Genomic DNA, 24038 nt, shown 5'->3' with positions numbered 1-24038 from the left:
TAATACAGACTTAAATCTTGTAACACCTGTTATATATTATCTTAATTTCATGTGAAGTGAGATAAACAAAGAAGACCTCGACGAAAGTCGAGGTCTTCTTTGTTATGAGTGGTAGATATTTTAGTTGTCAGCCTTTACTATTATTAAGGTTTTCTATACTTCTAGTTTCTTTAATTCGTTATAATTTTTGGTTAAGCGTTTAATTAAAATACCATAAATTAATCTGTAAAACACCCAAATTAATAGTATAAAAAGAGCCGTAAGACCTAGTCCAATTAAAGTCATTATAAATAATTGAGTAGAGGAAGCTTCTGCTAGTTTTTCAGAAATTTCAGGATGCTCATTTATAGAAAAATAGAGGCTTACAGGAATACTAATTAATGCTATAAACAAATTATAAAGCACATAATACTTAATAATTTTTCTAGTCTTTAATATGCTCTCCATCAGTTTCTTTGCGTTGTCTGTTACAGAAATTGCTTTATGAGCTTTCCAAAGTAAATAAACAAAGAGAACGATAACTGCATAGCTTAATATATTTAAAGCTATGTACACCCAACTATGACTCATTTCTTCTAATTGTGCTTTCATTCTGTCTGAAAGTACAAAGGGTAGAAAATTTATAAGTATCCAAAATCCTAACTCTGCAACACTTATATAGAATAATGTTTTTACAATGCTAGACGATTTTTTATGACTCATTTTATAGATATCACTATCTGAAAATGATTTATATTGATTCTCGGATTTATTCCAATCTTTCTTTAATAGTTCTAATTCATCCATAATCTTACGGATTTAGTATGGTTTTTAATTTCTTTTTAACGCGATTCATCTTCACTCGTGCATTCACTTCTGATATCCCAAGAGTCGCGCTGATTTCTCTGTAATCTTTGTCTTCTAAATACAAGAATACTAAGGCTTTTTCGATGTCATTTAGTTGATGTACAGCTTGGTATAAGAGTTTTAATTGTTGTTCTTCGGTATCGTCATATTCTTCAGCTTTAATTTTAAATTGTACAGCATCAAAATCTTGTGTGGTAATGCGTCTTTTCGATTTTCTGTATAACGTAATTGCGGTATTTAACCCTACACGATACATCCAAGTGCTAAATTTAGCATCACCTCTAAATTTTGGAAACGCTCTCCATAATTGTATGGTAATTTCTTGAAACAAATCGTTATGCGCATCAGCATTGTTAGTGTACAAACGGCACACCTTATGCACAATGTTTTGATGCTTTTGCAACTGTTCTACAAAACTATGTTCTAGTTCTTTGTTCAATTGATGAAATTGGTTGGTTATCTAATTAGTAGTAAGTATTTCTATTTTGTTACAAAATTTTTCAACTATTGTTTTAAAAACCTGTTTTAGTTTTGATAATTTGTATTTTTGCAAGCGAAATTACAACTCTTATTTTAATGAATATTCCACAGTCCAATCTACCAAGAATAGTAATTATCGGTGGAGGTTTTGCAGGTATAAATTTAGCAAAATCTTTAGCTAATAAAAATGTTCAAATCGTTTTAATAGACAAGCGCAATTACCATACATTTCAACCTTTATTGTATCAAGTTTCGAGTTCGGGTTTAGAGCCCGATTCTATTGCGTATCCGCTACGAAAGATTATAAAAAAGCATAATACAACGTTTTTTCGATTGACTGAGGTTGAGCAAATTCTACCAGAAAAGAATGAAATCATTACGTCTATTGGCCCTTTAAGTTATGACTACTTGGTTATTGCAACAGGAACAAAAACGAATTATTTTGGTAATAAGGCTATTGAATCTTTTAGTATGCCGATGAAAACCGTGCCTCAAGCTTTAGATATACGAAGTTTGATTTTACAAAATTTTGAAAAAGCAGCTATTGCCGATTCTAAAGAAGAACGGGAAGCCTTTCTTAATTTTGTGATTGTAGGAGCAGGGCCAACCGGAGTAGAGCTCGCTGGCGCCATAGCAGAATTAAAAAATAATATATTACCACGCGATTATCACGATTTGAATCCTGATGATATGCACATTCATTTATTAGAAGGTGCAAGTCGTGTATTGCCACCAATGAGTGAACATGCTTCAAAAAAAGCAACTAAGTTTTTAAATAAATTAGGCGTTAAAATACATTGTAACACTTTTGTAAAGCATTATGATGGCTTAACAGTAACAACAAATTCAGATTTAACAATGGAATCTGAAACCTTAATTTGGGCAGCAGGTGTTACTGGTGCTCCAGTACAAGGTTTAAAAGCAGAGGCTGTAATAGCCGGAGCAAACCGTTATAAAGTCAACCAATTTAATCAAGTAGAAGATTACGCTAATATTTTTGCCGTTGGAGATATTGCTTTAATGGCTTCTGAAGCATATCCTAAAGGGCATCCTCAAGTTGCACAACCTGCCATACAACAAGGTAATTTATTAGGGAAAAACTTATTGCGATTAATAGAAAATAAACCTTTGAAACCCTTTGTTTATAAAGATAAAGGTTCCATGGCAACTATTGGTAGAAATAAAGCGGTTGTAGATTTAAAGCATTATAAATTTGGAGGCTTCTTTGCTTGGTTTATTTGGATGTTTGTACACTTGATGTCTTTAGTAGGTTTTAGAAATCGCGTTATTGTACTGTTTAATTGGACCTATAATTATATCAATTTTGATAAAGCCGCACGACTTATAATCAGGCCCTTTAAAAAATAAGTGGTAATATTATCGTTGGTGTATTTGAAATGTTTCAATAATTCTTTAACGGAGCAGTTACTTTAGAATGACTTCATGTTTTAGTTTTAAAATCCCAATCACAATTAAATATTGGGCTAAGGCATAGGTGATCATTATGCTGTAGTTGGAATAGCTGAGTGGTGCATAGAACTTATTAAGAGCCAAAATACTATCTGACACCATAAATAATAAGGCTCCTAAAAAAACGAGGCCATAACTGAGTATATTCACTTGGTCTTTTCTTAAATATGCCGTTGTGGCCATACTTAATATGACCAACATATAGACAAGAACAGGAATAAATAGTTCTCCTAAATTTCCATTTAAAAAATAGAATAAGCTCGCTGCATAAACGAGCAATACGGCTATGAATCCTAACGCTGATTTTTGCTTGTTTCTATGTTTTAAAAATACAAGAACATACATCACGTGAGCCGTTAAAAAGGCAACCAATCCCAATGTGAAAAAGTGAAGTGATTGGTCTACAAACATCAATAATACATCTCCTAAAACGGAAAAGGCGAGTGCCAATAGCGTTGTCCGTTTTATGGCCTTAGGAAGTGATTCAGATGTTCTTAAAAACAAAACAATAAGACTAATCACAATTGCAGGTTTGGCTATGTAATGGATGCTGTTTAGCCATGTTATACTTCCTGTTACAAGTTCAACAAGTACAATTATAAAGAAGAGAAGGCTGAATTGTTTTTCGGTAGGCGTTAACATATTTGTTGGTTTTAAGTCAGACTGTTTTATGGACAGAACCAAATATATTCAATTCGTCATTGATATGGTACAGTTCAGTACAATAGAATTCATAACGGTTTAAAAATCGGTCAAATTTGTCTCATCAACAAAAACGAACTTTAATGACCAATCACATTATGAAACCACAGACTTACAAATACCTAAAGAACCATAGAAATGTGGTGGGTAAAATGCTAGTTACAATCATTACACTCTTTATAAGTATAATTACGTTTGGACAAACTACCATTTCAGGACAAGTAACAGATCATAAAGGTGAAGTTATTATTGGTGCCAATGTGTATTTAGAGGGGACTTATGATGGCGACACTTCCGATGTACATGGTAAATTTTCGTTTTCTACTGATGAAAAAGGTGTACAAACCTTAATGATTTCTTTTTTGTCTTTTGAAACTAAAACAATTATCGGAGATGTTTCTAAATTTTCAAGCCTTCAAATTAAATTACGAGAAGACGTTGAATCCTTAGATACTGTAATTATTAGTGCTGGTACTTTTGAAGCAGGTGATAATTCTAAGGTTTCTGTTTTAAAACCGTTAGATGTTGTTACGACGGCAAGTGCCTTAGGTGATTTTTTAGGAGCCTTACAGACTCTGCCAGGAACGTCAAATGTGGCAGAGGATGGACGTTTATTTGTTCGTGGAGGTCATGCAGATGAAACTCAAATTTTTATAGATGGTATTCGTGTGTTTACACCGTATACACCAACGACTAATAATATGCCAACACGTGGTCGCTATTCGCCATTTTTATTTGATGGTATTACGTTTTCAACAGGAGGGTATTCTTCAGAATTCGGGCAAGCGCTATCGAGTGTATTACTTCTAAATACCATTGACGAACCAGACCAAGAGAAGACCGATATTGGTATTATGAGTGTTGGAGCAAGTATAGGTAATACACAGAAATGGGATAAATCGTCTTTAAGTTTTAGTGCGAGTTATATTAATCTGGCTCCTTATTTAGCCGTTTTTGAGGATAAGAACGATTGGAAAACTCCTGTTTCTGGAGCGCAAGGTGAAACTGTTTTTAGACAAAAACTAAATAATGGCATGTTAAAATTTTATGCCGCTTTTGATGCTACAAAGTTTGAATTAAATCAAGAAGATATTAATTATGAAGAAGGCATCGATTTTAAATTGAAGAATAATAACTTCTATCTCAATACATCTTATAAAGGTGTTTTAGGACATAATTGGACCTTAACTTCAGGCGTGAGTTATACTTATGCTAAAAATAAGATAGGCATTCAAACCAGTGAGATTGATGATACTGAGAATTCCGCTCATTTAAAGTTGAAATTAAAAAAACGATTTAATAGTCGGTTTAAATTGAGTTTCGGTGCCGAACAGTTTATTACGGATTTTAAGGAAAATTATAAGGAAAGTTTTATTGACGAAAGCTATGGCTTTAACAATAATATAACCGCTGGATTTACAGAAGCAGATGTCATTTTTTCTAAAGCCTTGGCGTTAAAGATTGGAGTGCGAGCAGACCATAGCTCAATTTTTAATACTACAGATGTGGCCCCTAGAGCCGCATTGGCTTATAAAAGCTCTAAAAACGGACAGTTTTCTTTAGCTTACGGTAACTTTTTTCAGAATCCCAATAGCAATGTTTTAAAGTTTAATCAAGATTTAAGAGCACAAAAGACATCACATTATATATTTAACTATCAGTATGTTAATGATGGTAAACTATTTAGAGCAGAGGCTTACAGAAAGGATTATGACAATTTAGTAAAGTTTGATACGGATATTACGCAGTTTGATAGCAATTTTAATACATCAGGACAAGGTTATGCACAAGGAGTTGATTTCTTTTGGAGAGATAATACGAGTATAAAAGCAGTAGATTATTGGGTGAGTTATTCTTATTTAGATACAGAACGCGATTATAAAAACTATACAACTGCTGCACAGCCAAGTTATGCTACAAACCATAACTTATCTATTGTTGGTAAATATTGGATTGAAAATTGGAAAAGCCAAGTAGGATTATCTTATGGGTTTTCTTCAGGTCGTCCCTATACCAATCCTAATACTAATGCATTATTAAGTGAGCGCACAAAAGCATTCAATAGTTTAAGTGTTAATTGGGCGTATGTATTAAGCCCACAAAAGATCTTATATTTTTCTGTCAATAATGTATTAGGCTTTAAAAATATTAATGGTTACCAATATGCAAATACACCAGATTTTAATGGACAATTTAATAGACGCGCTTTAACTCCAGCAGCCGATCAGTTCTTTTTTGTAGGTTTCTTTTGGACCATAAGTGAAGATGGAAATGATAATCAATTAGATACCCTATAAAGCTTAAGGTGTTGATTCTAAGTGAAACATGATATAAGTCATAATTTTTTAGGGTAATGATGCGTAATTTTATATAACAAAATTAAACGTCATGGAACTCAAAAAAAACCCAAAAGCCAATGTAGGTCGAAACAGCAGTTTATTTTTTGCTGTTGGCTTAAACGTAATGTTGCTTATAACATATATAGGATTAGAACATAAGACTTACGAAAAAGACGATGTTAAAATTGACCTTTTAATGTTAGAAGATCAGTTTGATGAAGATATTCCGATTACCGTTATTGATGTATTACCACCGCCACCACCTCCGCAACAACAAGTCGTCACTGAGGTTATTAGCATTGTTGAAGATGTTGAAGACGTTGAAGAGAGTGTGATACAAAGTACAGAGATAGGACAAGATGATATTATAGACGATCGTGAAGTAGGTATTGAAGACGTCGCTGTAGAGGAAGTAGAAGAAGATATAGAAGTTCCTTTTGCAGTCATAGAAAAAGTACCTCAATTTCCGGGATGTACAGGTAATAATGCAGAGTTGAAAGCGTGTTTTGAACGTAAAATACAAGAACATTTACAAAAACACTTTAGATACCCTCAAGCTGCAGCAGATCTTAATATTGATGGTAAAGTTTATGTGTTCTTTTTAATAGATAAAAACGGAGAGGTTACTAAAGTTAAAAGTAGAGGACCTGATCAACTCTTAGAAACTGAAGCCGAACGTATCATTAACTTATTGCCAAAAATGATACCAGGTAGACAACGCGATAGAAACGTAGGTGTACCTTACAGTATCCCAATTAACTTTAAATTAGAATTGGAATAGACTAACAAGCGTTTAACGGCTATACTACTAAGTTTATTTTGATAGAAGTGTCATATTGAACACTGTTGAAAGCATTAATAATTATAAGTTTCAACGGTGTTCAGAATGACATTTTTTTTTGATGTTTATAGTTCATTGAATGGATTTTGCTTTAGATACCAGTTACACAATACCCCTTCATATTCGAATGTGCCAGAAGGTTGCATTCCTATTTTTTTAAGAATAGCGTTTGAAGCGCTATGTTTTGCATCTGCTGCCGCACCAATTTCTCTTAGCTTTAAATTGTTAAAGCCATATTCTAAAGAAGCCATGGCAGCTTCAGTAGCATAACCCTTGCCCCAAAATTGTTCTTTAAGTCGGTAGCCTATATCATAATAGTTGAATTCTTTTCTGAGCACTTCTTCATATTTAAGTCCAGCCCAACCTATAAATGCATTCGTATGCTTTTCTATTATAGCCAAACGGCCAACACCATTCGTTTTATATTGTTGTAAGATATTTGCAATCATGGCTTCAGATGCTGCAATCGTCTTAACCGGTTTGTTACCAAGAAAAATATGAACATTTGGATTAGAGTCTAATTCAAAAAAATCCGCAGTATCTTCACGATTAATCAGTCTAAGGATAAGGCGTTGGGTTTCTATGTTTTTGAATTCCATATGGTTCTATTTTAACTTGGTTTAAAAATATTTAAACAATATAGGCTTTAAATGCATTCAAATAAATTTAAGTCAGTATCTTTTATCTTTAAAAGGAGGTCTTAAATTAATTATTTAATTTTAAGAGCTATAGGTTAAATTTCAAACTATGAGTCAAATTATTACATTCGGAGAAGTGTTAATGCGTATTTCGCCACGAGGAAATAAAAAATTTATACAATCTAACACGGTAGAATTTTACTTTGGAGGTACCGAATTAAACGTTGGTATTTCTATTGCCAATTTTGGTGGAACGGTAAAGCATATTAGTGCAGTTTCTGATGATTTTATCGGAGAAACAGCCTTGTCTTATATTCGAAAGTTTGGTGTAGACACATCATCTATAGTATTTTCTAAACGGCCTTTGGGAGTTTATTTTTTAGAAGTAGGAGCCGTTATGCGGCCAAGTGCTATTTCGTACAACAGATCGCACTCGTCATTTTCTGAAATCGCACCTTGTATGGTCGATTGGGAGTCGGCTTTAGAAAACAGTAAATGGATGCATTGGACAGGCATTACACCTGCGTTATCAAAAGGAGCTTATGATACCCTTAAAGAAGGTTTAGTATTGGCAATAGGCAAGGGGATGATTGTTTCTGCGGATCCTACTTACCGTAGTGGTTTATGGAAATACGGACAAGACCCCAAGGAGGCTTTAATAGAATTATTACATTATTCTAATATTTTTATTGGAGGTATTAATGAGATGAATGAAGTATTGGGGACAACTTATGGTTATACTAATGAGGAGTTCTTAGAAGCAAGTAAAATATTGATGGAAACTTTTCCAAGCATTGAAAAAGTTTTTGATAAGATTAGAACCTCTTTAAATTCTTCATGGCATAAAATAAGAGCACGTATGTGGAATGGTACGGAATTTAGAGAAACTGAGGATTTAGATATTACCCATATTGTAGACCGAATCGGTACAGGAGATGCCTTTGCTGCAGGGTTGATCTATGGATTACAGCAATATGATGACTTTAAAGCCATGCAGTTTGCAAGTGCGGCTTGTGCGCTAAAGCATACTTATGAAGGCGATGTAAATTATACCAATGTTGAAGAGGTTAAAGCGATTATAGATGGCAATACTTCAGGGAGGTTTGTACGGTAGTACAATTGCGTTGTAAAGCAAGTACTAAGGGAATTATGTCTTGCTGGATTTGTTATTTAACGATTTTTCTTTTGTTTATACTTTCGTTTGGTTATGATTAATTGGTATCTCATATCATCATAAAATAAACTAATTAATAACACAATCGCTCCTAAAATAAGGGTGTTTAATTTTAGATTGAGTCTCGAGTAAAAAAAGCCTCCGATGAGTCCGCCTAGAAAAAAGAAACAAATGATATAAATTCTAAGCGTAATCGTTTCTTTTATCTTTTCTCTATTGGGATGCGACTCAGGAAAGAATAATTGTGATAGTTCAATGCCCAAGTCTGTAAACAAGCCCGTTAAATGCGTAGTTCTCACAATGGCATTGGAAATTTTTGTAACAAACGAATTTTGAAGCCCCATTGCAAATAATAACAAACAAACAATTAAATCAGGGTATTTTATTATGGTAAAATTACTGACTACCGCTATTGATGTTAAGATAAAACATTCAATTATTGTTGGTATTACAAAAATGTTGAGTTTTTTATTTTCACTAAATTTTTCAATAAGAAAACTTGAAAAAAACGATCCAAATAGAAAGGAGAAAATATAAAGGAAATAAATGGTTCCTTTCCAAAATTCTAAATTGTGAACATCATTAATAAATAGCGCAAAATGGCCAGTAATATTTGTTGTTAATTGTTTGAAGTATAAAAATCCTGTCACATTTACAACTCCTGCTACAAAGGATAAAAAAGTAGCAATTCTTAAGTTGTGTTCTAATGCTCTGCTTTTACCTTGATGTTTAAACATTTAGTTTTCATTTAGTTCTGACTTTCAGTTATAAACAGCATATTGTTTAGGGGAAGTAAAGTTATGTGTTTAGGATTTAATTTAGCAAATAAAAACAGAAAAGAACAGCTAAGCTTATTTTAAAACTTCACTAAACAAAACATTAGAAGTTGTACGCGTTTTAGTTTAAGATATAGACTAGTGATATTATTGAAATAAAAACCCATAGCGTAAGTGCTAATATTATGGGTTTGAATCCTGTAGATTTTAAATCTTTAATAGAAATGGTAGAGCCCACAATAAATAAGGTGACAATTAATAATCGTTTAGACATTAAAACTATAAAGTTAGTGGTTGTTTCGGGTAGAATATGATAACTGTTCACCATAATTGCAGCAATAAAAAATATAATGAAGTAGGGGATTTTTATCTTTTCGCCTTTGGTTTTAAACCAGAACATAGAAAAAATAGATAAGGGAATAATCCATAAGGTTCTCGATAGTTTTACCGTTGTTGCTATGCGTAATGCTTCTTCTCCATAGCCCAGCGAAGCCCCTACCACCGAACTTGTATCGTGAATTGCAATAGCACACCATAAACCAAATTGTTCTTGCGATAAGTTGAGGAAATGACCGATTGCAGGAAATACAAATAGGGCTATAGCGTTTAACAGGAAGACAATACCTAAAGCAATGCTTATGGTTTTACTTTTGGCTTTAATAACTGGTGAAATGGCAGCTATTGCACTACCACCGCAAATAGCGGTTCCGGAGGTAATAAGATAGCCTAACTTTATATCTAGTTTTAGGAGACGTGTGAGTAATAATCCTAAGGAAACCGTTAGAATTATTGAATAGAAGGTTAAGCTTAAGCCAGCTTTACTAGTTTCAATGGTTTCTGTAATTAACATCCCAAACCCTAGACCTACCACTGATATCTTTAAAAAGGAATGAATAGCTTTATGACTATATGCTTTAAAGGGGTTATTAAAAACTATGGTATATATAAACCCGAGAATTAATGCTGTAGGACTGGTTATAACTCCTAATACTGCCGTACTAATAATAAGTAAGTAAACAGCTTTTGAAAAAACAACGTTCATATCATTTGTATTATTTGATACAAAAGTAGATTGCTTTAATAACTGTTTAGCATATTAAATTGTTCTTAAGGATAACTAAAAGTTATAGTTAAGTCTTATGAACTTTTCAAAGTACTCTAAGGTGTTGGAAAGATATCCTGTTCGTTTAACAAAGTAAAACCACCTTTCGATGCTTAAATCTTTAATGTCTATTATTTTGAGTTTATTATTGATTAAATCATCATTTATGGAATGAATTGATAGAAGTGCATAATGATCTGAATTGTATAAATAGTTCTTAATCGCTTCAGTGCTGTTGAAGGCTACTACACTGTTGAGTTGTGCGATATTATTTTGGGATAAAAAGGTATCAATAATCATTTTCGTTCCTGAGCCATTTTCGCGCTCAATTATTGGAATGTTTTGTAAGGTTTTAAGGTCTATATTTCCTTTGGGGAATGATGGATTATTGGCATTAGTAACAAGTACTATTTCATCTTTAATAAATTTTTTGAATTGTAATTTGGGGTTACTGCTACTACCTTCTGTAATTCCAAAATCAATGTCTTCATTTAAAATTAGATGTTCAATGGTTTCAGAATTATTACTAGTGATATTAAACTTAGTTTGAGGAAATTGAATTCTAAACTTAGCAACGACTTTAGGGATTATGTAATTGGACAAGGTCGTGCTAACTCCAAAATTTATATATTCTGGAAACGTATCATTTTTATGTAGAAATTGCTCATCCATTTCAGCATAAATAGCTAAAATTTTATTGACATAAATAAGGAATGACTTTCCTTCTTGAGTCAATTCAATGGAGTTTCTTTTTCTAATGAACAGCGTTGTTTTATAGTCTTGTTCTAAATTTTTAATTGTTTTAGATATCGCAGGTTGTGATATATGCAGTTGTTCGGCAGCTTTTGTAAAACTTAAGTGTTTTGCAACTATTTTAAATATATGTAACTTGGTTTTCATTAGTTTGTGTTCTGGTTAGGACTAACTATACCCTGATATGCCATGCTATACTATTATTATTATTATTATTATTATAAGGTTGTTATAATCACGCTATAAGTAGCTGTAACTCACATTATGTATGGTTGCTTTTTTGAATAGAGGGGTATGATAAGCCTTAAATTTATTTCTAAGCGGTCATAATTTAGTCTTTAATTTGGTATATACCAATTGCCTTCATGCTTTGTTTTGACTTTTTTATTGGTGTTTTAGTTATCAGTTAAAATTCGACGTACAGATGTCCAAAAACTCAATAAGGAGGCTTTAGATTTATCTGAAAGCATAGAAAGTAGTAATAAGTTATTAATGTACGCTTTGACGTTTTCGTTATTAGGTTGGTGGTACGCCATGTTCCATTCGGAAAAGAACCTATCCTGGACATTATTTTCCCAAAGTAGGGTTACGGTATGGTGACGTTGGTCGCTTTTTATTTTTTCAAAAACGTACAGTACGTCTTTTTTACTTCCTTCAAGGATTTGAACAAAACTTTTGTTGTGGTAGATAAGGCATCCGGTAATGTTTTTTTCTGAGTTCACCGTATTGGCCTTCTCAAGTATATTGTCTAAATCTTCAAGGTTTAATCCTGATTTTGATTTAGAATGGTAATTAAGTTGATACATATTTTTTAATTTCACGTATTACAAACGGTCTTGTGTCTGAAAAGTTATGTGATAAGGCGATTAAGTTAGTGAATAAATTACAGATGGAATCTTCCTTAGGGAAAGTGGAGGGTAGTGTAGAACCAATGATTACATTTTGATGGTGATATGCGGTGTTTTTCTATTAGAACGTCATAGATAATCCTATGCCCATTGCTTTTTCATCATAAAACGGCATTACTATTCCATTTGTTTTCTTTTTGTTTTTGAAAATTGTTTTCTTAATTAGTGAATGTATCCAATATGCGATTTTTGTACTTAAAATACCGATTCCTGCACCCGCTGCGACATCCGTTAGTCACTGTCTATTATTATTATATAGTCTAAAAAGGCCCGTTCCGGTAGCAACAACATACCCGGTAATTCCCTACCAAATAGATACCTCTTTATATTCTTGGTATAAGAATTTGGCTCTCATAAAGGCTGTTGCTGTATGTCCTGAAGGGAATGAATTTTTAGATGAACCATCAGGTCTTTTTACATTTCCCGTTGTTTTAAGAATGTTTACAGTACCACCCATTATTCAATAGGCTGTTCCTAAGATGAGTGTTCTATCTTTAAAGTTGTTTTTTCCTTTAATTCTAATAGCATTTAATCTATAAACGGTTAAAAAGGTATTCATATGATAATTTCAAATTACACCTCTTAATTTGTAATCAGTTCGTTTGATATTAGAAGGAAGAGTGCCATGTGTTTTAATGGGCTAAAGTATTATTAATCCATTATAAACTTAAAGCCTGCCGTAATGATGCTAGAGCTAAACGAGGTATCTCTATCGTACTGATAAAACTTTAGATCAATACTTTTTAGGCCAAATTTCCAGATGTGTGCCTTTGTGAAGATATCGGTGTACGAGACTCCAAAACCTATTTGGTTTGCAGAATATTCGGAAAGGTCATAATCAGAAGTGTAAAACTCATCAGTCGATATAGCGTCTTCATAGGGTTTAAAATAATCGGCTGCAGTTTGGTTATAAAACCTATACGATGGATATAAGGTAAATTTATCTGTTATTTTAATTGGGATTTCAATACTTGCTGTATGTGAATTAATACCCCAATCATCAAAATAATAACGATAGAAGGTTCTTACTGTAACTATTTCATTTATATACCAGTTTAAACGTCCGCCAGCGGCAACTTTAAATCTTGAATCAGGCAAACGCTCAATGGCATCGGCGAGTTGAAAATTCTCAATAAATGAATCAGCTACATCTCCAAAATACACCCTTTGAAACGGTGTAGATAATAGGCCTTCTTGTTGTATGAAATCTAAGGCTAAGGATCCTTGGACATTCTTGTGAAGAATTTGAGAAAATCCAAAACCTAAAGCATAAGAGTTTCGTCCTTCGTCTTGAAACGCGCTAAATCTAGGGTTATAATTGGTATTTCCAGTAATGGTGTTTTCTATAAACAAGCGATTATTTAAACCGTTACCGTTGTCTCCAAAAGGTCTTAGTTCTGTTGGGTAAATGGCATTCCAAGTATCGATATATACACTTGCATTTATGCTTAATTCGGTGTTTTTTTCGTTCAATAATTTAGTGTAGCTGCCGCCAATACCGGCAGAAAAATAATCGAATTCTGATGCTATTGAAAGTTTAGCCGACCAAATATCGTTTCTATCATCTGAGCTATGACTATAATTTCCAGTTAAGTTTGCCCAAAGGTCTCCACTAGAAGCTCCAGAAGAGGCTTGAAACGGATCGGCAGTGTCATCATCAAAGGGGTCTATATTACTTGATGAGGCTGATGTGTACGCAGAGACTCCAGCATCAATGGTTAATACGTCGTCGTCATTTAATGGAATTGATACCACAAAAGTTCCTGTAACATCCGTTAATTCTTCAGTTCCTATTCCGCCACTTACCGCAGCATTGTCACCATCTTGTGTATAATAACTGGTTAGAAAATCGACTTCGGTCGTTTCTAAAACACGTTTTTTATACACGTTGGTTGAATCTTGAGTGGTTTGGGCATAGGATTTTGTCAATGACAATACACATACTATTAAAATTATCTTTTTCAATTGTCGTTTTTTTTTAGTTACAGCCGCAGCCACCACCGGTTTTTCCTCCATTAGCACCAACAGCAGCTTCGCGATAGGAATGTGCCGTAGAGATATTACGGTCACTTTTCTTATCAGATAGTGCCATATCGGGATCATTTAAATTTACCTTTTCGTATTCTTTAACTACAACACAACTAGTAAAGCAAGTTGTTATCAATGCAGCGTATATCAGTTTTGTTATCATAATTTATTTATTTCTATGTTTTCTGATTTTGAAATATGTCCTTTATCATCTATGATGATGCATTCTATTTTAGGTAATTGATTAATACGGTCTAAACCCGTTTCTTTTCCCATGACAAATACAGAAGTTGCAAGCGCATCTGCCAGTTCTGCTTTTGGAGCAAATACGGTGACACTAATAATACCCGTAGAAGGGTATCCTGTTCGTGGATCGATAATGTGTGTATAGCGTTTGCCATTAAAGTTAACATATTTTTCATAATTCCCCGAGGTTACTACCGCACCATTGGTAATAGGAAGCAAGGCGAAAACTTTATTCTTATCCATAGGGTTGGTAATGGCTACGTTCCAATTTTCACCATTGGTTTGTTTTCCCCAGGTATTCATATCTCCCGAAGCATTAATAATTCCAGAGGTGACCCCTTTAGAGATCAGCAATGCTTTTGCCTTATCGGCCGCATACCCTTTACCTATAGCTCCAAACCCTATTTTCATTCCTTTTAGTTTGAGGAAGATGGTGTTGTTTTTTTTATCTAGAATGATGTTTTTATAGCCTACTTTTTCTACAGAAGCGGCTATTTCCTCTTTAGAAGGCATAATGGTCATACTCCCATCAAACTTCCAAATCTTGTCCATTGACGCATAGCTAATATCAAAAGCACCATCCGTTAATTTTGAGATGGCTAGGGCTCTTTCAATTAGTTTGAATAATTCGGTATCTACCTTAACTGCTTTAATTCCAGCATTGCGATTAATTTCTGAGGTTTGCGAGTTCTCATCCCAAGATGAAATTAAGGTTTCAATTCTTGAAATTTCTGCAACAGCAGTATCGATGTATTTATTTGCTTGTATAGAATCCTTAGCGACTACGGTAATATCGAAGCGACTGCCCATGAGTTTAAGTGTTCTCTTATAAGGTTGTTGCCCTGCACTAACCATTAATGAGCACAAGAGTACTAAAGTGATTAAAGGTTTCAAATTACTTTGTAAAAGCATTTAATTCTTTTATATAAGCTTCTGGTGTCGTTTTTTTGTAGCTATTTTCTCCTAATACGTTGCCATTAGCGTTGAGTACGACCACAAAAGGGAAATATCCTTGTTTATTGTATTTTTCTGCAAGTAATGCGTTTGCTTGTGTTTGAGCATCAGACAATGCATTTTTCTTTCTTCTCGGAAAATCTGCCTTGAGCATAACATAATGGTCTTTGGCATAATTTATAAATGTGTCTGTACTCCAAATCTCTCGGTCTAGTTTAATACAGGGGGCACACCAATCTGAACCTTGAAACACCAGTATTATAGGCTTACTCTCTTTAGCAGCTATTTCTTTGGCAACATTGATATCTGTTTGCCATTCTTGAGCCATTGTTGTATTAATGCTTAGAATTATTACTGCTAGCGCCACAATTGTTCTTTTCATTTTATTGGTATTAAGTTTTTTACAATGTTTAGTCTACAATTAGAGCCATACCTATCAACGCTTGTCTTATTTATTTGTTGTTAAAACAAACTTTTATTTATTGGAGTGTATTAAAGTTAATTTAAATTTTTGAATAATAAGCCATTCAAGAGATAATAAAAACATGTTTTGTTTTAGCCTTAGCTTTTATCGTTTTAAATAGGATGCCTTACATAATTTTTTTAGCATAAGACACAATGTCTTTTACTAGCCATTGCTCTCATTAGTTACACTACTTAACCTGTTATAGAAAAATTTAATCTCATAAATTTTTCCAAATGAGGCTAATTTTTCAGTTTCAGTAAGTGCATTCAGTGCGCTTATTGCATTTATATAAACTCATAAAAATAATACTAGACGTATTTTATTTTTATGAGTTGGATTTTATAGCTCATAAATGAATACCTACTTAATTTTAGAAAGGGTTAAATATTCTCTAATTGGGAAAATTTTAAATGCTTGAAGTTGAGTATATCGTTTATAGCTTTACCGCGACGTCGGTGATTACGCTCTTGATTTAGTAAATAAGAGCCGAATAGTTAGGTAGATGCTAAAATGGTTATACCCTATAGCTATTGTTAGCTGGCGTATTTATTTAAATTTAATTCCATTTCTAATTGTTCAAGATTATTTTCTAGGCCTATTTTTTTTAAAAAAGCGTTTACATTTTTTGAACTTTTATCTACATTAATAATTGAAACCGCATTTCCGTATGTCTCTGTTAATTTTAAAAGTAGTGTTGAAGCGATTCGGTTTTTTCTAAAATCTTTACTCACGGCAATTTGTTGTATTCTTTTGTGAGTTGGATTGTAAATGACATAACCGATTAACTGATTTTTGGAATAAGCACCCCATGACATATTATGATGTTTTGATTCATTAATAACGTTTCTTGAATTTTGCCAAGTAGGATTAATATCCCAAAATGATTCCATTAGTTTCCAATTGTAGTTTTGTAATTCCTTAATATCTATATCTATACTTGCTTTTAAATCCTTAATGATTCCTTTGTAACAACTTAATTCTCTTTTAATTCTAAATCCAGATTTTTTATAAGATTTAATAGCTTGAGTATTCTCAGAAATCACTTCGAGTATTAGTTTATGTATTCTTTTTTTAGCTAAAATTGGTAAAATGAAAAGATACATTTGCTTAGTTAGCCCAAATCCTCTTTTATGTGGAATAACTCCGTTCCTCCATTATAGACAAGGTTTTCATTATTAATGCTATCGAATCCGTGTAAAATGAATGCCATTAATTGTCCTTTTTCAAAAACTCCAACTGAAAGATTAAGATCGGTTTTATCCGCCAACATCTTTAATCTTAATTGTTCTTCTGTTAGTTGAAATGGAATGAAATAGTCGGAAAATGAGTTGTTAAAAGCACTTAAAATAGATTTATAATCTATTCCTGCTAAGGTTTTGATTTCCATTCCTTTAATTACCGTTTATATTTTGTGTGTGATTTACTCCGCTTGTTTGTTATGCTCGGATGTTGTGTGGTTAGCAAGTTACTAAAAATTAGGTTAAAGAAAATCTAAAGTTTTTAGTGTCTAATTTTACAACTTCGGTTACAGCACCAAATATTATTAGTGCCTTACTTTTTCCTATATTATTTTTTATAGCTTTTCTATTAAAGCATAACACTAATACACCTGAAATTGGAATTAACCCTTGGAATTATTTTATGACGGTTTAAATTGAAAATTCAACACCGTTTTTCATACCAATGTTTATTGTTTTAATTACAGGTTTAATTATGCTAATAGAATATAAGTCATCTGACTTGTGAAATTTTGAAAGCGAAATAAAGCGCTAACTCTACCGAATACTAAATGAAAGTAGCTGAATGCTAAACCTATGTAAAGCATTTAGAAATAGATTGGTATTTTAGCTATAATGAAAATGATTACGGTTATAGTGTTCTATTTGTCGTTGAGTACAATGCAACTCTCTGGGCAAATTATGGCTGATTCTATTTCAAAAAAGATCAACTTAGTGGGCAACCCGTATGTTGAAGTATTGCGAACTAATCTTGAAACGTCTTTTGAAGAAATAAAAAAACATACCACATGGGCTCCTTATGATGCACCATATAAAGTCTCTTCAAAAACTGCTGTTTGGCTTAAATTTAGTATTGTTAACACTTCCAAAGACACCGTTAGAACCTATCTTTATAGTAAGGGTCATTATGTTTCTGTTTTTCAGCAGGTTAATAGTCGATTTAAGAAAATAAGAAATGGATCATATGTACCACTTCCTGATAGAGCTAATAAACGGGAGCAACATTTTTCTGAATTAATATTCTATCCTTTTCAGAAGTCCTTAATATATGTGCGGCTAACTGCTAACACTACAATGCCATTGATAAGTAGTCCTGCTATCTATTCCGAAAGAGCCTATTGGATGTTTTCGAAGGACACTTTTAGAAGTCAAGCAAATTCCATTGGATATATTTATTTTTATATTATTTCACTTACTACAATATTTGTTTTTTCATTGATTTTTTGGTTGCGATTACGAAAAAAATTATATCTCTATTATTTAGGATATTTGTTTTTTCAAATCATTTATGGCTTTTTGTCGCTTCGCTTAACGTTAGCACCTGTTGGTAATTTCTTTGAGTACTTTCCTAAATTGGCTTATGAGTTATCAGAGCCTGTACAATTTGTTTTTATAGGCTTTTATGTGTGGTTTATATTAAAGCTTTTAGACGTAAAAAAATACGATAGATTATTAGCAAAAATCCTCTTTAATTTAGGTTGTTTTTGCTTTATATATGCACTCTTTAATTTTGTTATTAGTCATTTTTTTATAGGTATAAAATTTACGGCATCGTTATTTTTGATCATAAGGTTTATTATTCTGCCTATTAATTTTGTTTTAATATTTTGGATTATTTTAAAAGTTAAACATCCCTTGTTAATCTACTTTATAGTAGGGCAAACGTTCTTTTTTATGGGAGCAATAGTCAGTACTTATCTTGCATATAATAATATGAACTTAATTCCTGGTCACTTATTTAACTTTACTCAGTCTTTAAATATTGTTTTTCAAATAGGGTTATTAGCAGAAGTGTATTGTTTTTCGTTAGCATTGGGTAAAAATGTATTCTTACTTCAAAAAGAAAAAGAAAAAGCAAATGCCGAGTTGATTGGTCAGTTACAAGAAAATCAACACTTGCAGGAAACTATGAATCGTGAACTTGATGAAAAAGTTCAAAAAAAAACAGAAGAACTCATTCAGCTTTATTCTGAAATAGAACGCGAACGCGATCAAAAAATAAAGGATGATTTTAATAAAAAAATAAAGGAAACAGAAATGATAGCTTTACGCTCTCAAATGAATCCACATTTCATTTTTAATAGTATGAATGCTATTAAAAATTTAATTATGACTTCTAGAAATGAGGCTGCAATAACCTATCTCGACGATTTTGCTAGTTTATTGCGTGGCATATTGCAGAATAGTAATCGTGATAAAATTACAGTAGAAGAGGAATTGGGTATTTTAGAATTGTATCTTTCTTTAGAAAAGAGTCGAATGGGGCGAGATTTTAATTATACTATTCATGTCACTTCAAAGGAAGAATTATCACAGTATCAGATTCCACCGCTTCTTTTACAGCCTATTGTAGAAAACGCTATTTGGCACGGATTACACCCGAGTTTGAAAGCTGAAAAAAATCTAACAATTGTTTTTGATACTAGTGCTGATTTAAAAATTGTTATAGAAGATAACGGCATTGGCAGAAAAGAAAGTAGCAAAAAGCGTAAATTACACAATAGCATGGGGACAACCATTGTACAAGACCGACTTACACTGTATAATCATTTAAATGATCACTCTATTGATATTAAAATCTCAGACCTCGAATCGGGTGAAAGTGTTTTGGGAACACGTATTACATTAACTTATAAATATTGAGACATGACAGATATTATAATTATAGATGATGAAAGCCATTGTACAAATGTCTTAAAGAACTTAATAGAGAGAGTACACGCTGACTATAAAATTACTGGGGTTTTTACAAATTCTATTGATGGATTAGAATTTATAAAAAATAATCCGCCAGATTTACTGTTTCTCGATATAGAAATGCCTAATCTCAATGGTTTTGCATTGTTAGATAATCTTCTTCCTATAGATTTTGATGTGATTTTTACCACAGCTTATGATCAGTATGCTATTAAAGCCTTTCAGTATAGCGCTATGAATTATTTGTTGAAACCAATAACCGAAAAAAATATTGTAAAAGCACTTTCCAATTGGGAAAAGCGCCGTAAAAAAACAAGCAAAGAACAATGGGAATTATTACAGAATCATTTAAAAAATTCTAATAAAAAGTGTTCTAAAATTGCACTGCCTACAGGCGTTGGTTATCAAATTGTAGAAATTCAAAATATCATTAGATGCCAATCCGATAGCAACTACACCTATATTTTTTGTAAAGATCAAAGCAAAATTTTAATCAGTAGAACTTTAAAAGAAATAGAAGAACTTTTACAACACCACGGTTTTGTTAGAGTACACCAGTCGCACCTAATAAATCCACAATTTGTTAAAGGAATTTTAAAACAAGATGGAGGTAGTCTAATAATGCATGATGAGGTAGAAATCCCTGTTTCAAGGCAAAAAGGTAAGCAAATTAATGAAATTCTTGAAACTATGATCCGTTTTAAGTAACCGCAAGATAAGTCTTTTAAATATGTGTTTTTGCCTGATTAGTATAGGCTTTTTACAGATGTTAAAACTTTTTTTCAAAACAAAAAACCTTATTGGTCCTTTATATTTCAAATATAAATTGGTAACAGTATTTTTTATAAATAATTGTAATTCCAAATTCTAAGTCAAACCCATCAAATACTAACTATAATATGCCAAATTCTGATTTGCTATTGTGTCAGAAAATACATCCATTACATTTGTTGCAACAAGTAACGTTTATTTTTATCTAAGATGAAAAATAAAATTAAATTTTACTAATCTTTAAATCCGATAACAAGTATACAAAGCATTTCATTTTAAATTTGAATTCCCTGTTCAAGAAATGAGTTTTAAGAAAAGAGTTAAAAGTATAGACTGTTTAGTTCTTATTATTCTATAAAAAAAACTTTGATACTGAGATTGAAAGATTTTTTATTCCCCTATTAACTACAACTATTTACGAGTTAAATGCTATGATAGCTATATGCTAATAATTTTATACTAGTCATTGAGCAAAAGCAGCTTCAGCCTTTATTAAGGTTAGATCATACGAGCATAACGATAATCGCACGCTTAGCGTTTTTAAAACCGGGTGCTCTAGTGTAGCTCTTTTTTGTTTTTTGATGGTGGTATGGCAACAGTAAAAGTATATATCTCGTGTAAAAAAGGAAGTTTATAATTAAAAAAAATCAAAGATGATACTACAAATTTGAGAATAACGGAATGAAAAGAACATTTATAATACTCCGCATTTTTTAAGTGTATTGGCTTTTGGAAGTTATGCAAATTACCTAATGGAGATAAAAAAACAAATAATCTTTTTACAGAAAAAATCAATATACGTTACAAGACTAGTCCATTTAAAAAAGAAACCAATAATCAGAAAATTATTAATTATGAAAAAAACAATGTTATGTGTAGGAGCATTTTTCTTCTTGCTAATGTCAATGCCTTCATTTGCACAAAAAACGACAAAAAAACAAGAAGCAAGTAAAACTAAAACAGAAAAAGTTGAGAAAAACAAAAGTTGGAAAATAAGGGAAATAAAGAATGTACCCAAAACGAAGCCAATTAATATTGTAACACCAGTAAAGGTGAATACTATACCTGTGAAATTGATAAAAAAGCCAATACTAACTCCGGGATTGTTTGAATATGTAAGTGGTTTAAAAAAAGTAGATGTCAGTGATACAAGAGATCGAAGTGACCATACAAAACTTGAAGCTAGCTATACAAATGCAACAAACCAAATTAATGTAAGTGAGTCAAAACCTGTGAAAGATGCAAATAATTGCTTTGTAACAACCAAAACTCTAAATATCACAACATCTGATTTTAGTTATTTTACAGAATCGAGCATTCCTCCATTTATAAAACCAGGAGTAGTAATTAATTATCAGTCTATTTTAGATGGAAGGAATACTATTAATACAGAGCCAAGAGACCCTATGACTGTTTATCTTATTAATACGTCTGCAATCTCAGGATTAGATAATTTATCAGTTAGTGTTGAGGATCCTCAGAATATAAGTGGTATTAATAATGCTTTGGGGAATTTAACAGGAAAATTGAATTCCAAGACCATACCAGCGAATATGAGTTTTGAAATTATAGAAATCAATTCAGAGAAAGAACTTCAGTATGCGGTGACAGGTTCTTATAGTTATGGGGCTATGGTTTCGGCAAAGTTTGGAGTGTCTGGAAGCAATTATAGTAACAGTTATTACTATTTAATAAAGTTCACACAAAACATGTACAATGTTGCGGCTGACCCGAATACTGTTAAATTTATAAATACACCTAGTGATGCCGGTCAATTGGCTTATGTTTCAGAAGTGACCTATGGAAGAAAAGGTCTTATGATGATTAAAACTAATAAAAGCATGAGTGAAATTAAAGCTGAAATGCAGGTTTCAGCTAATTATGGATTAAGCAAAGGTGATATCCAGGGATTTGTAAAATCTATAAATCGTGATAGTTCATCTGAAACTCGTGTTTTCTTTTATGGAGGTAGTTCTAGTGTTGCGGCACGTTCAGTTCAGGAGAATGATATGAAGATAGGCTTTGATAAATGGGTAGAGGCCGAAGCAGGAAATGGTCTATTAGCATTGCCTATTTCTTATAAAGTAAATAATCTTAAAGGTGAGCAGTTAAAAATAAGTTCTGTATTCGAGCAAAAGGATAGAGATTGTGTACCTAAAAAAAATCTTAAACTAAAGGTGACCCTTTTGGAAATAGAAGGAAAAAACACCAAAGATAATGATGGTATAGCTGATTATGCGGTAATGCAGCATATTAAGTATACTGCAAATAATAAAGTTAAATCTAAGTTTGGTAATGTACTTTATAAGACCTTTAAAAAGAAAACTCCTTGTAAAGTAGCAGGAACTAAGTCTTGGCCTGGATCCATAGCATTAGCATGCGGCAATATGAATGATCAAATTCATGTAGCGATGAATTCAAGTAAAAACAGAAAGAATTTGAAAAATATTATGAATTCAGTAGTTTTTGAAATTAGCCCTGAAGAAGCAAATGACGAGAATGCCAAGTTTGAAGTGGAAACTTGGGTAAAAGAATATTCGTCTAAAGATATTTTAATGAATAACGATTTTGGAATGACACAGAAAATACCAATACATTTCGTGTTAGCAGAACTTCAAGGTATAAGTCAAGCTGAATTTAGCGAGAATTATGGAAAAGACAGCCAATTGTCTGGAGATTATAATAATTTTGAAAATGAATATACAGCCATGACCAAGATTGTGGTTAGTGCTACAGGTGAAACCTATTTAGATGCTGTTTTTAGAGCTAGGAATAAAGGTGATTTAAGGGAAAAAGCATTTCTTTTCCTTCGATTTGAATTGATTGATTGATATTATTTAAGAATAAGTAAAACATAAAGATTGCATTTGTAATCCTATTACCTTATTTAAAAGAGGTCGTCTAAACTAACTTTATAGACGACCTCTTTTATTGAATTTAAAATCTGTTATAAATAATTTTATAATAAAAAGTTGAAATGTTAATATTCTTAAAAGTAATAATTTTTATCACCTAATTTCTATTAAAAGATTGTGCTTTTACTTACGTTTAACTTGTTTTTCTTAGCTAAAATCTGCCATCGATTTTGTCTATGTTGATAAAAGGATTTAGCCCACCAAGAAATAAATACTGTTAAAAATCCACCGTAAATAATAACTTCGTCTTCATAATAAATAGTGTTTTTGTCGATTGGTTTTATTGATATTTTATGATTCCAAACTTTTGCAAAACTATCATTTTCTTTAGTTTCTAAACAATTAGTATCATCATCTATATTGGCAAAATATATGGTATGAAGTCCACCAAAAGGTATAAACCCATAGGCCTTCATTTTTGTGGTTAAGGTCATTCCTTCTTTCCATGTTTCTGGAAATTCTCCATCCGTTGGAATGAAATATATTTTTCCTTTAGACACAAATTCAAGCGTAGCACTTTTATTAACTTCTATCCAAGCGGATTTTAAATCAATTGGAATTTCCGATGTTACTGTCAATTTATGAGCTGTTACATCTTTATTTTTAAATTGAATTTTTATCTTTTCTGTTTTTGACGTCATTAATTTTGAGGTCATAGAGTTGTTGTATAACATAAACATATCCTATTATTCTC

General features: G+C 32.2%; 23 protein-coding genes. 7 read left to right on the top strand and 16 right to left on the bottom strand.

Annotation, left to right across the window (positions count from 1 at the left end; all coding sequences use genetic code 11):
• Positions 1–153: 153 nt before the first annotated feature.
• On the bottom strand, positions 154–786 hold the full coding sequence (locus ACXGSQ_RS14140; RefSeq protein WP_458626800.1) for a hypothetical protein: 633 nt from the start codon (positions 784–786) through the stop codon (positions 154–156).
• 4 nt (positions 787–790) lie between these two features.
• The gene (locus ACXGSQ_RS14135) at positions 791–1285 is read right to left on the bottom strand and encodes an RNA polymerase sigma factor (RefSeq protein ID WP_458626799.1); all 495 of its coding nucleotides are present in this window, start codon (positions 1283–1285) and stop codon (positions 791–793) included.
• Between the two features lie 137 nt (positions 1286–1422).
• Between ACXGSQ_RS14135 and ACXGSQ_RS14130 the strand changes: the two genes are divergently transcribed.
• Entirely contained in the window at positions 1423–2694 is a 1272-nt protein-coding gene (locus ACXGSQ_RS14130; protein ID WP_458626798.1) for an NAD(P)/FAD-dependent oxidoreductase, read from the top strand.
• 57 nt (positions 2695–2751) lie between these two features.
• Here ACXGSQ_RS14130 and ACXGSQ_RS14125 read toward each other — a convergent pair whose 3' ends face one another.
• Positions 2752–3438, bottom strand: a complete 687-nt coding sequence (locus ACXGSQ_RS14125; protein ID WP_458626797.1) for a lysoplasmalogenase — start codon at positions 3436–3438, stop codon at positions 2752–2754.
• A gap of 212 nt (positions 3439–3650) precedes the next feature.
• Between ACXGSQ_RS14125 and ACXGSQ_RS14120 the strand changes: the two genes are divergently transcribed.
• Both ACXGSQ_RS14120 and ACXGSQ_RS14115 read left to right on the top strand, forming a co-directional pair.
• Positions 3651–5795: a TonB-dependent receptor gene (locus tag ACXGSQ_RS14120; RefSeq protein WP_458629365.1), complete on the top strand. Its 2145-nt coding sequence runs from the start codon at positions 3651–3653 to the stop codon at positions 5793–5795.
• A 91-nt stretch (positions 5796–5886) separates the two neighbouring features.
• Positions 5887–6618, top strand: a complete 732-nt coding sequence (locus tag ACXGSQ_RS14115) for an energy transducer TonB (RefSeq protein ID WP_458626796.1) — start codon at positions 5887–5889, stop codon at positions 6616–6618.
• Between the two features lie 125 nt (positions 6619–6743).
• Here the strand turns inward: ACXGSQ_RS14115 and ACXGSQ_RS14110 are convergent, their stop codons facing one another.
• Entirely contained in the window at positions 6744–7277 is a 534-nt protein-coding gene (locus tag ACXGSQ_RS14110; protein WP_458626795.1) for a GNAT family N-acetyltransferase, read from the bottom strand.
• A gap of 148 nt (positions 7278–7425) precedes the next feature.
• On the opposite strand from ACXGSQ_RS14110, the gene ACXGSQ_RS14105 reads away from it, so the two are divergent.
• Positions 7426–8430 carry a sugar kinase gene (locus tag ACXGSQ_RS14105; protein WP_458626794.1) on the top strand — a complete coding sequence of 335 codons (1005 nt, stop codon included), beginning with the start codon at positions 7426–7428 and terminating at the stop codon, positions 8428–8430.
• A gap of 56 nt (positions 8431–8486) precedes the next feature.
• On the opposite strand, the gene ACXGSQ_RS14100 is transcribed toward ACXGSQ_RS14105, so the two are convergent.
• The 11 genes from ACXGSQ_RS14100 to ACXGSQ_RS14050 all read right to left on the bottom strand — a co-directional run bounded on the left by ACXGSQ_RS14100 (position 8487) and on the right by ACXGSQ_RS14050 (position 17110).
• Positions 8487–9227 (bottom strand): YoaK family protein, encoded by a 741-nt coding sequence (locus ACXGSQ_RS14100; protein ID WP_458626793.1) that lies wholly within the window; start codon positions 9225–9227, stop codon positions 8487–8489.
• Positions 9228–9387: 160 nt separating this feature from the next.
• A complete protein-coding gene (locus ACXGSQ_RS14095; RefSeq protein ID WP_458626792.1) occupies positions 9388–10308 on the bottom strand; it encodes a YeiH family protein in 921 nt (306 codons plus the stop codon).
• 75 nt (positions 10309–10383) lie between these two features.
• Positions 10384–11268 carry a LysR substrate-binding domain-containing protein gene (locus ACXGSQ_RS14090; protein WP_458626791.1) on the bottom strand — a complete coding sequence of 295 codons (885 nt, stop codon included), beginning with the start codon at positions 11266–11268 and terminating at the stop codon, positions 10384–10386.
• A 248-nt stretch (positions 11269–11516) separates the two neighbouring features.
• A complete protein-coding gene (locus tag ACXGSQ_RS14085) occupies positions 11517–11942 on the bottom strand; it encodes a BLUF domain-containing protein (protein ID WP_458626790.1) in 426 nt (141 codons plus the stop codon).
• A 391-nt stretch (positions 11943–12333) separates the two neighbouring features.
• Positions 12334–12486, bottom strand: a complete 153-nt coding sequence (locus ACXGSQ_RS14080) for a phosphatase PAP2 family protein (protein ID WP_458626789.1) — start codon at positions 12484–12486, stop codon at positions 12334–12336.
• Positions 12487–12680: 194 nt separating this feature from the next.
• Positions 12681–14045 carry a DUF3570 domain-containing protein gene (locus ACXGSQ_RS14075; RefSeq protein ID WP_458626788.1) on the bottom strand — a complete coding sequence of 455 codons (1365 nt, stop codon included), beginning with the start codon at positions 14043–14045 and terminating at the stop codon, positions 12681–12683.
• Positions 14008–14220, bottom strand: coding sequence for a DUF4266 domain-containing protein (locus ACXGSQ_RS14070; RefSeq protein WP_458626787.1), 213 nt, complete (start codon positions 14218–14220; stop codon positions 14008–14010). Before ACXGSQ_RS14070 ends, ACXGSQ_RS14075 begins: the two co-directional genes overlap by 38 nt.
• Positions 14217–15215 (bottom strand): FAD:protein FMN transferase, encoded by a 999-nt coding sequence (locus ACXGSQ_RS14065; RefSeq protein ID WP_458626786.1) that lies wholly within the window; start codon positions 15213–15215, stop codon positions 14217–14219. The genes ACXGSQ_RS14070 and ACXGSQ_RS14065 overlap by 4 nt, the downstream gene beginning before the upstream one ends.
• The gene (locus ACXGSQ_RS14060; protein WP_458626785.1) at positions 15199–15639 is read right to left on the bottom strand and encodes a thioredoxin family protein; all 441 of its coding nucleotides are present in this window, start codon (positions 15637–15639) and stop codon (positions 15199–15201) included. The genes ACXGSQ_RS14065 and ACXGSQ_RS14060 overlap by 17 nt, the downstream gene beginning before the upstream one ends.
• Before the next feature lie 617 nt (positions 15640–16256).
• Complete coding sequence (locus tag ACXGSQ_RS14055) at positions 16257–16826, bottom strand: GNAT family N-acetyltransferase (RefSeq protein ID WP_458626784.1); 570 nt, start codon at positions 16824–16826, stop codon at positions 16257–16259.
• Positions 16827–16834: 8 nt separating this feature from the next.
• Positions 16835–17110, bottom strand: coding sequence for a hypothetical protein (locus ACXGSQ_RS14050; protein WP_458626783.1), 276 nt, complete (start codon positions 17108–17110; stop codon positions 16835–16837).
• A 472-nt stretch (positions 17111–17582) separates the two neighbouring features.
• Here ACXGSQ_RS14050 and ACXGSQ_RS14045 point away from each other — a divergent pair, with 472 nt between their 5' ends.
• From ACXGSQ_RS14045 to ACXGSQ_RS14035, 3 genes are all read left to right on the top strand, one after another.
• Positions 17583–19604 carry a histidine kinase gene (locus tag ACXGSQ_RS14045; protein ID WP_458626782.1) on the top strand — a complete coding sequence of 674 codons (2022 nt, stop codon included), beginning with the start codon at positions 17583–17585 and terminating at the stop codon, positions 19602–19604.
• Between the two features lie 3 nt (positions 19605–19607).
• Entirely contained in the window at positions 19608–20366 is a 759-nt protein-coding gene (locus ACXGSQ_RS14040; protein ID WP_458626781.1) for a LytR/AlgR family response regulator transcription factor, read from the top strand.
• Positions 20367–21283: 917 nt separating this feature from the next.
• Positions 21284–23260, top strand: a complete 1977-nt coding sequence (locus tag ACXGSQ_RS14035; RefSeq protein ID WP_458626780.1) for a thiol-activated cytolysin family protein — start codon at positions 21284–21286, stop codon at positions 23258–23260.
• A gap of 191 nt (positions 23261–23451) precedes the next feature.
• On the opposite strand, the gene ACXGSQ_RS14030 is transcribed toward ACXGSQ_RS14035, so the two are convergent.
• Positions 23452–23985 carry a hypothetical protein gene (locus ACXGSQ_RS14030; protein WP_458626779.1) on the bottom strand — a complete coding sequence of 178 codons (534 nt, stop codon included), beginning with the start codon at positions 23983–23985 and terminating at the stop codon, positions 23452–23454.
• Positions 23986–24038 lie beyond the last annotated feature (53 nt).

The organism is Winogradskyella sp. PC D3.3 (genome assembly GCF_054366245.1).
Note: the sequence above shows the minus strand (reverse complement) of the source record. Positions and strands in the feature narration are given on the sequence as shown.

Excerpts from the sequence above, each read along its gene's own strand:
- ACXGSQ_RS14140 (WP_458626800.1), bottom strand. The coding sequence starts at position 786 with ATGGATGAATTAGAACTATTAAAGAAAGATTGGAATAAATCCGAGAAT.
- ACXGSQ_RS14130 (WP_458626798.1), top strand. The coding sequence starts at position 1,423 with ATGAATATTCCACAGTCCAATCTACCAAGAATAGTAATTATCGGTGGA.
- ACXGSQ_RS14125 (WP_458626797.1), bottom strand. The coding sequence starts at position 3,438 with ATGTTAACGCCTACCGAAAAACAATTCAGCCTTCTCTTCTTTATAATT.
- ACXGSQ_RS14120 (WP_458629365.1), top strand. The coding sequence starts at position 3,651 with ATGCTAGTTACAATCATTACACTCTTTATAAGTATAATTACGTTTGGA.
- ACXGSQ_RS14115 (WP_458626796.1), top strand. The coding sequence starts at position 5,887 with ATGGAACTCAAAAAAAACCCAAAAGCCAATGTAGGTCGAAACAGCAGT.
- ACXGSQ_RS14110 (WP_458626795.1), bottom strand. The coding sequence starts at position 7,277 with ATGGAATTCAAAAACATAGAAACCCAACGCCTTATCCTTAGACTGATT.
- ACXGSQ_RS14105 (WP_458626794.1), top strand. The coding sequence starts at position 7,426 with ATGAGTCAAATTATTACATTCGGAGAAGTGTTAATGCGTATTTCGCCA.
- ACXGSQ_RS14100 (WP_458626793.1), bottom strand. The coding sequence starts at position 9,227 with ATGTTTAAACATCAAGGTAAAAGCAGAGCATTAGAACACAACTTAAGA.
- ACXGSQ_RS14095 (WP_458626792.1), bottom strand. The coding sequence starts at position 10,308 with ATGAACGTTGTTTTTTCAAAAGCTGTTTACTTACTTATTATTAGTACG.
- ACXGSQ_RS14090 (WP_458626791.1), bottom strand. The coding sequence starts at position 11,268 with ATGAAAACCAAGTTACATATATTTAAAATAGTTGCAAAACACTTAAGT.
- ACXGSQ_RS14080 (WP_458626789.1), bottom strand. The coding sequence starts at position 12,486 with ATGGGTGGTACTGTAAACATTCTTAAAACAACGGGAAATGTAAAAAGA.
- ACXGSQ_RS14075 (WP_458626788.1), bottom strand. The coding sequence starts at position 14,045 with ATGGAGGAAAAACCGGTGGTGGCTGCGGCTGTAACTAAAAAAAAACGA.
- ACXGSQ_RS14070 (WP_458626787.1), bottom strand. The coding sequence starts at position 14,220 with ATGATAACAAAACTGATATACGCTGCATTGATAACAACTTGCTTTACT.
- ACXGSQ_RS14065 (WP_458626786.1), bottom strand. The coding sequence starts at position 15,215 with ATGCTTTTACAAAGTAATTTGAAACCTTTAATCACTTTAGTACTCTTG.
- ACXGSQ_RS14060 (WP_458626785.1), bottom strand. The coding sequence starts at position 15,639 with ATGAAAAGAACAATTGTGGCGCTAGCAGTAATAATTCTAAGCATTAAT.
- ACXGSQ_RS14055 (WP_458626784.1), bottom strand. The coding sequence starts at position 16,826 with ATGTATCTTTTCATTTTACCAATTTTAGCTAAAAAAAGAATACATAAA.
- ACXGSQ_RS14050 (WP_458626783.1), bottom strand. The coding sequence starts at position 17,110 with ATGGAAATCAAAACCTTAGCAGGAATAGATTATAAATCTATTTTAAGT.
- ACXGSQ_RS14045 (WP_458626782.1), top strand. The coding sequence starts at position 17,583 with ATGATTACGGTTATAGTGTTCTATTTGTCGTTGAGTACAATGCAACTC.
- ACXGSQ_RS14040 (WP_458626781.1), top strand. The coding sequence starts at position 19,608 with ATGACAGATATTATAATTATAGATGATGAAAGCCATTGTACAAATGTC.
- ACXGSQ_RS14035 (WP_458626780.1), top strand. The coding sequence starts at position 21,284 with ATGAAAAAAACAATGTTATGTGTAGGAGCATTTTTCTTCTTGCTAATG.
- ACXGSQ_RS14030 (WP_458626779.1), bottom strand. The coding sequence starts at position 23,985 with ATGACGTCAAAAACAGAAAAGATAAAAATTCAATTTAAAAATAAAGAT.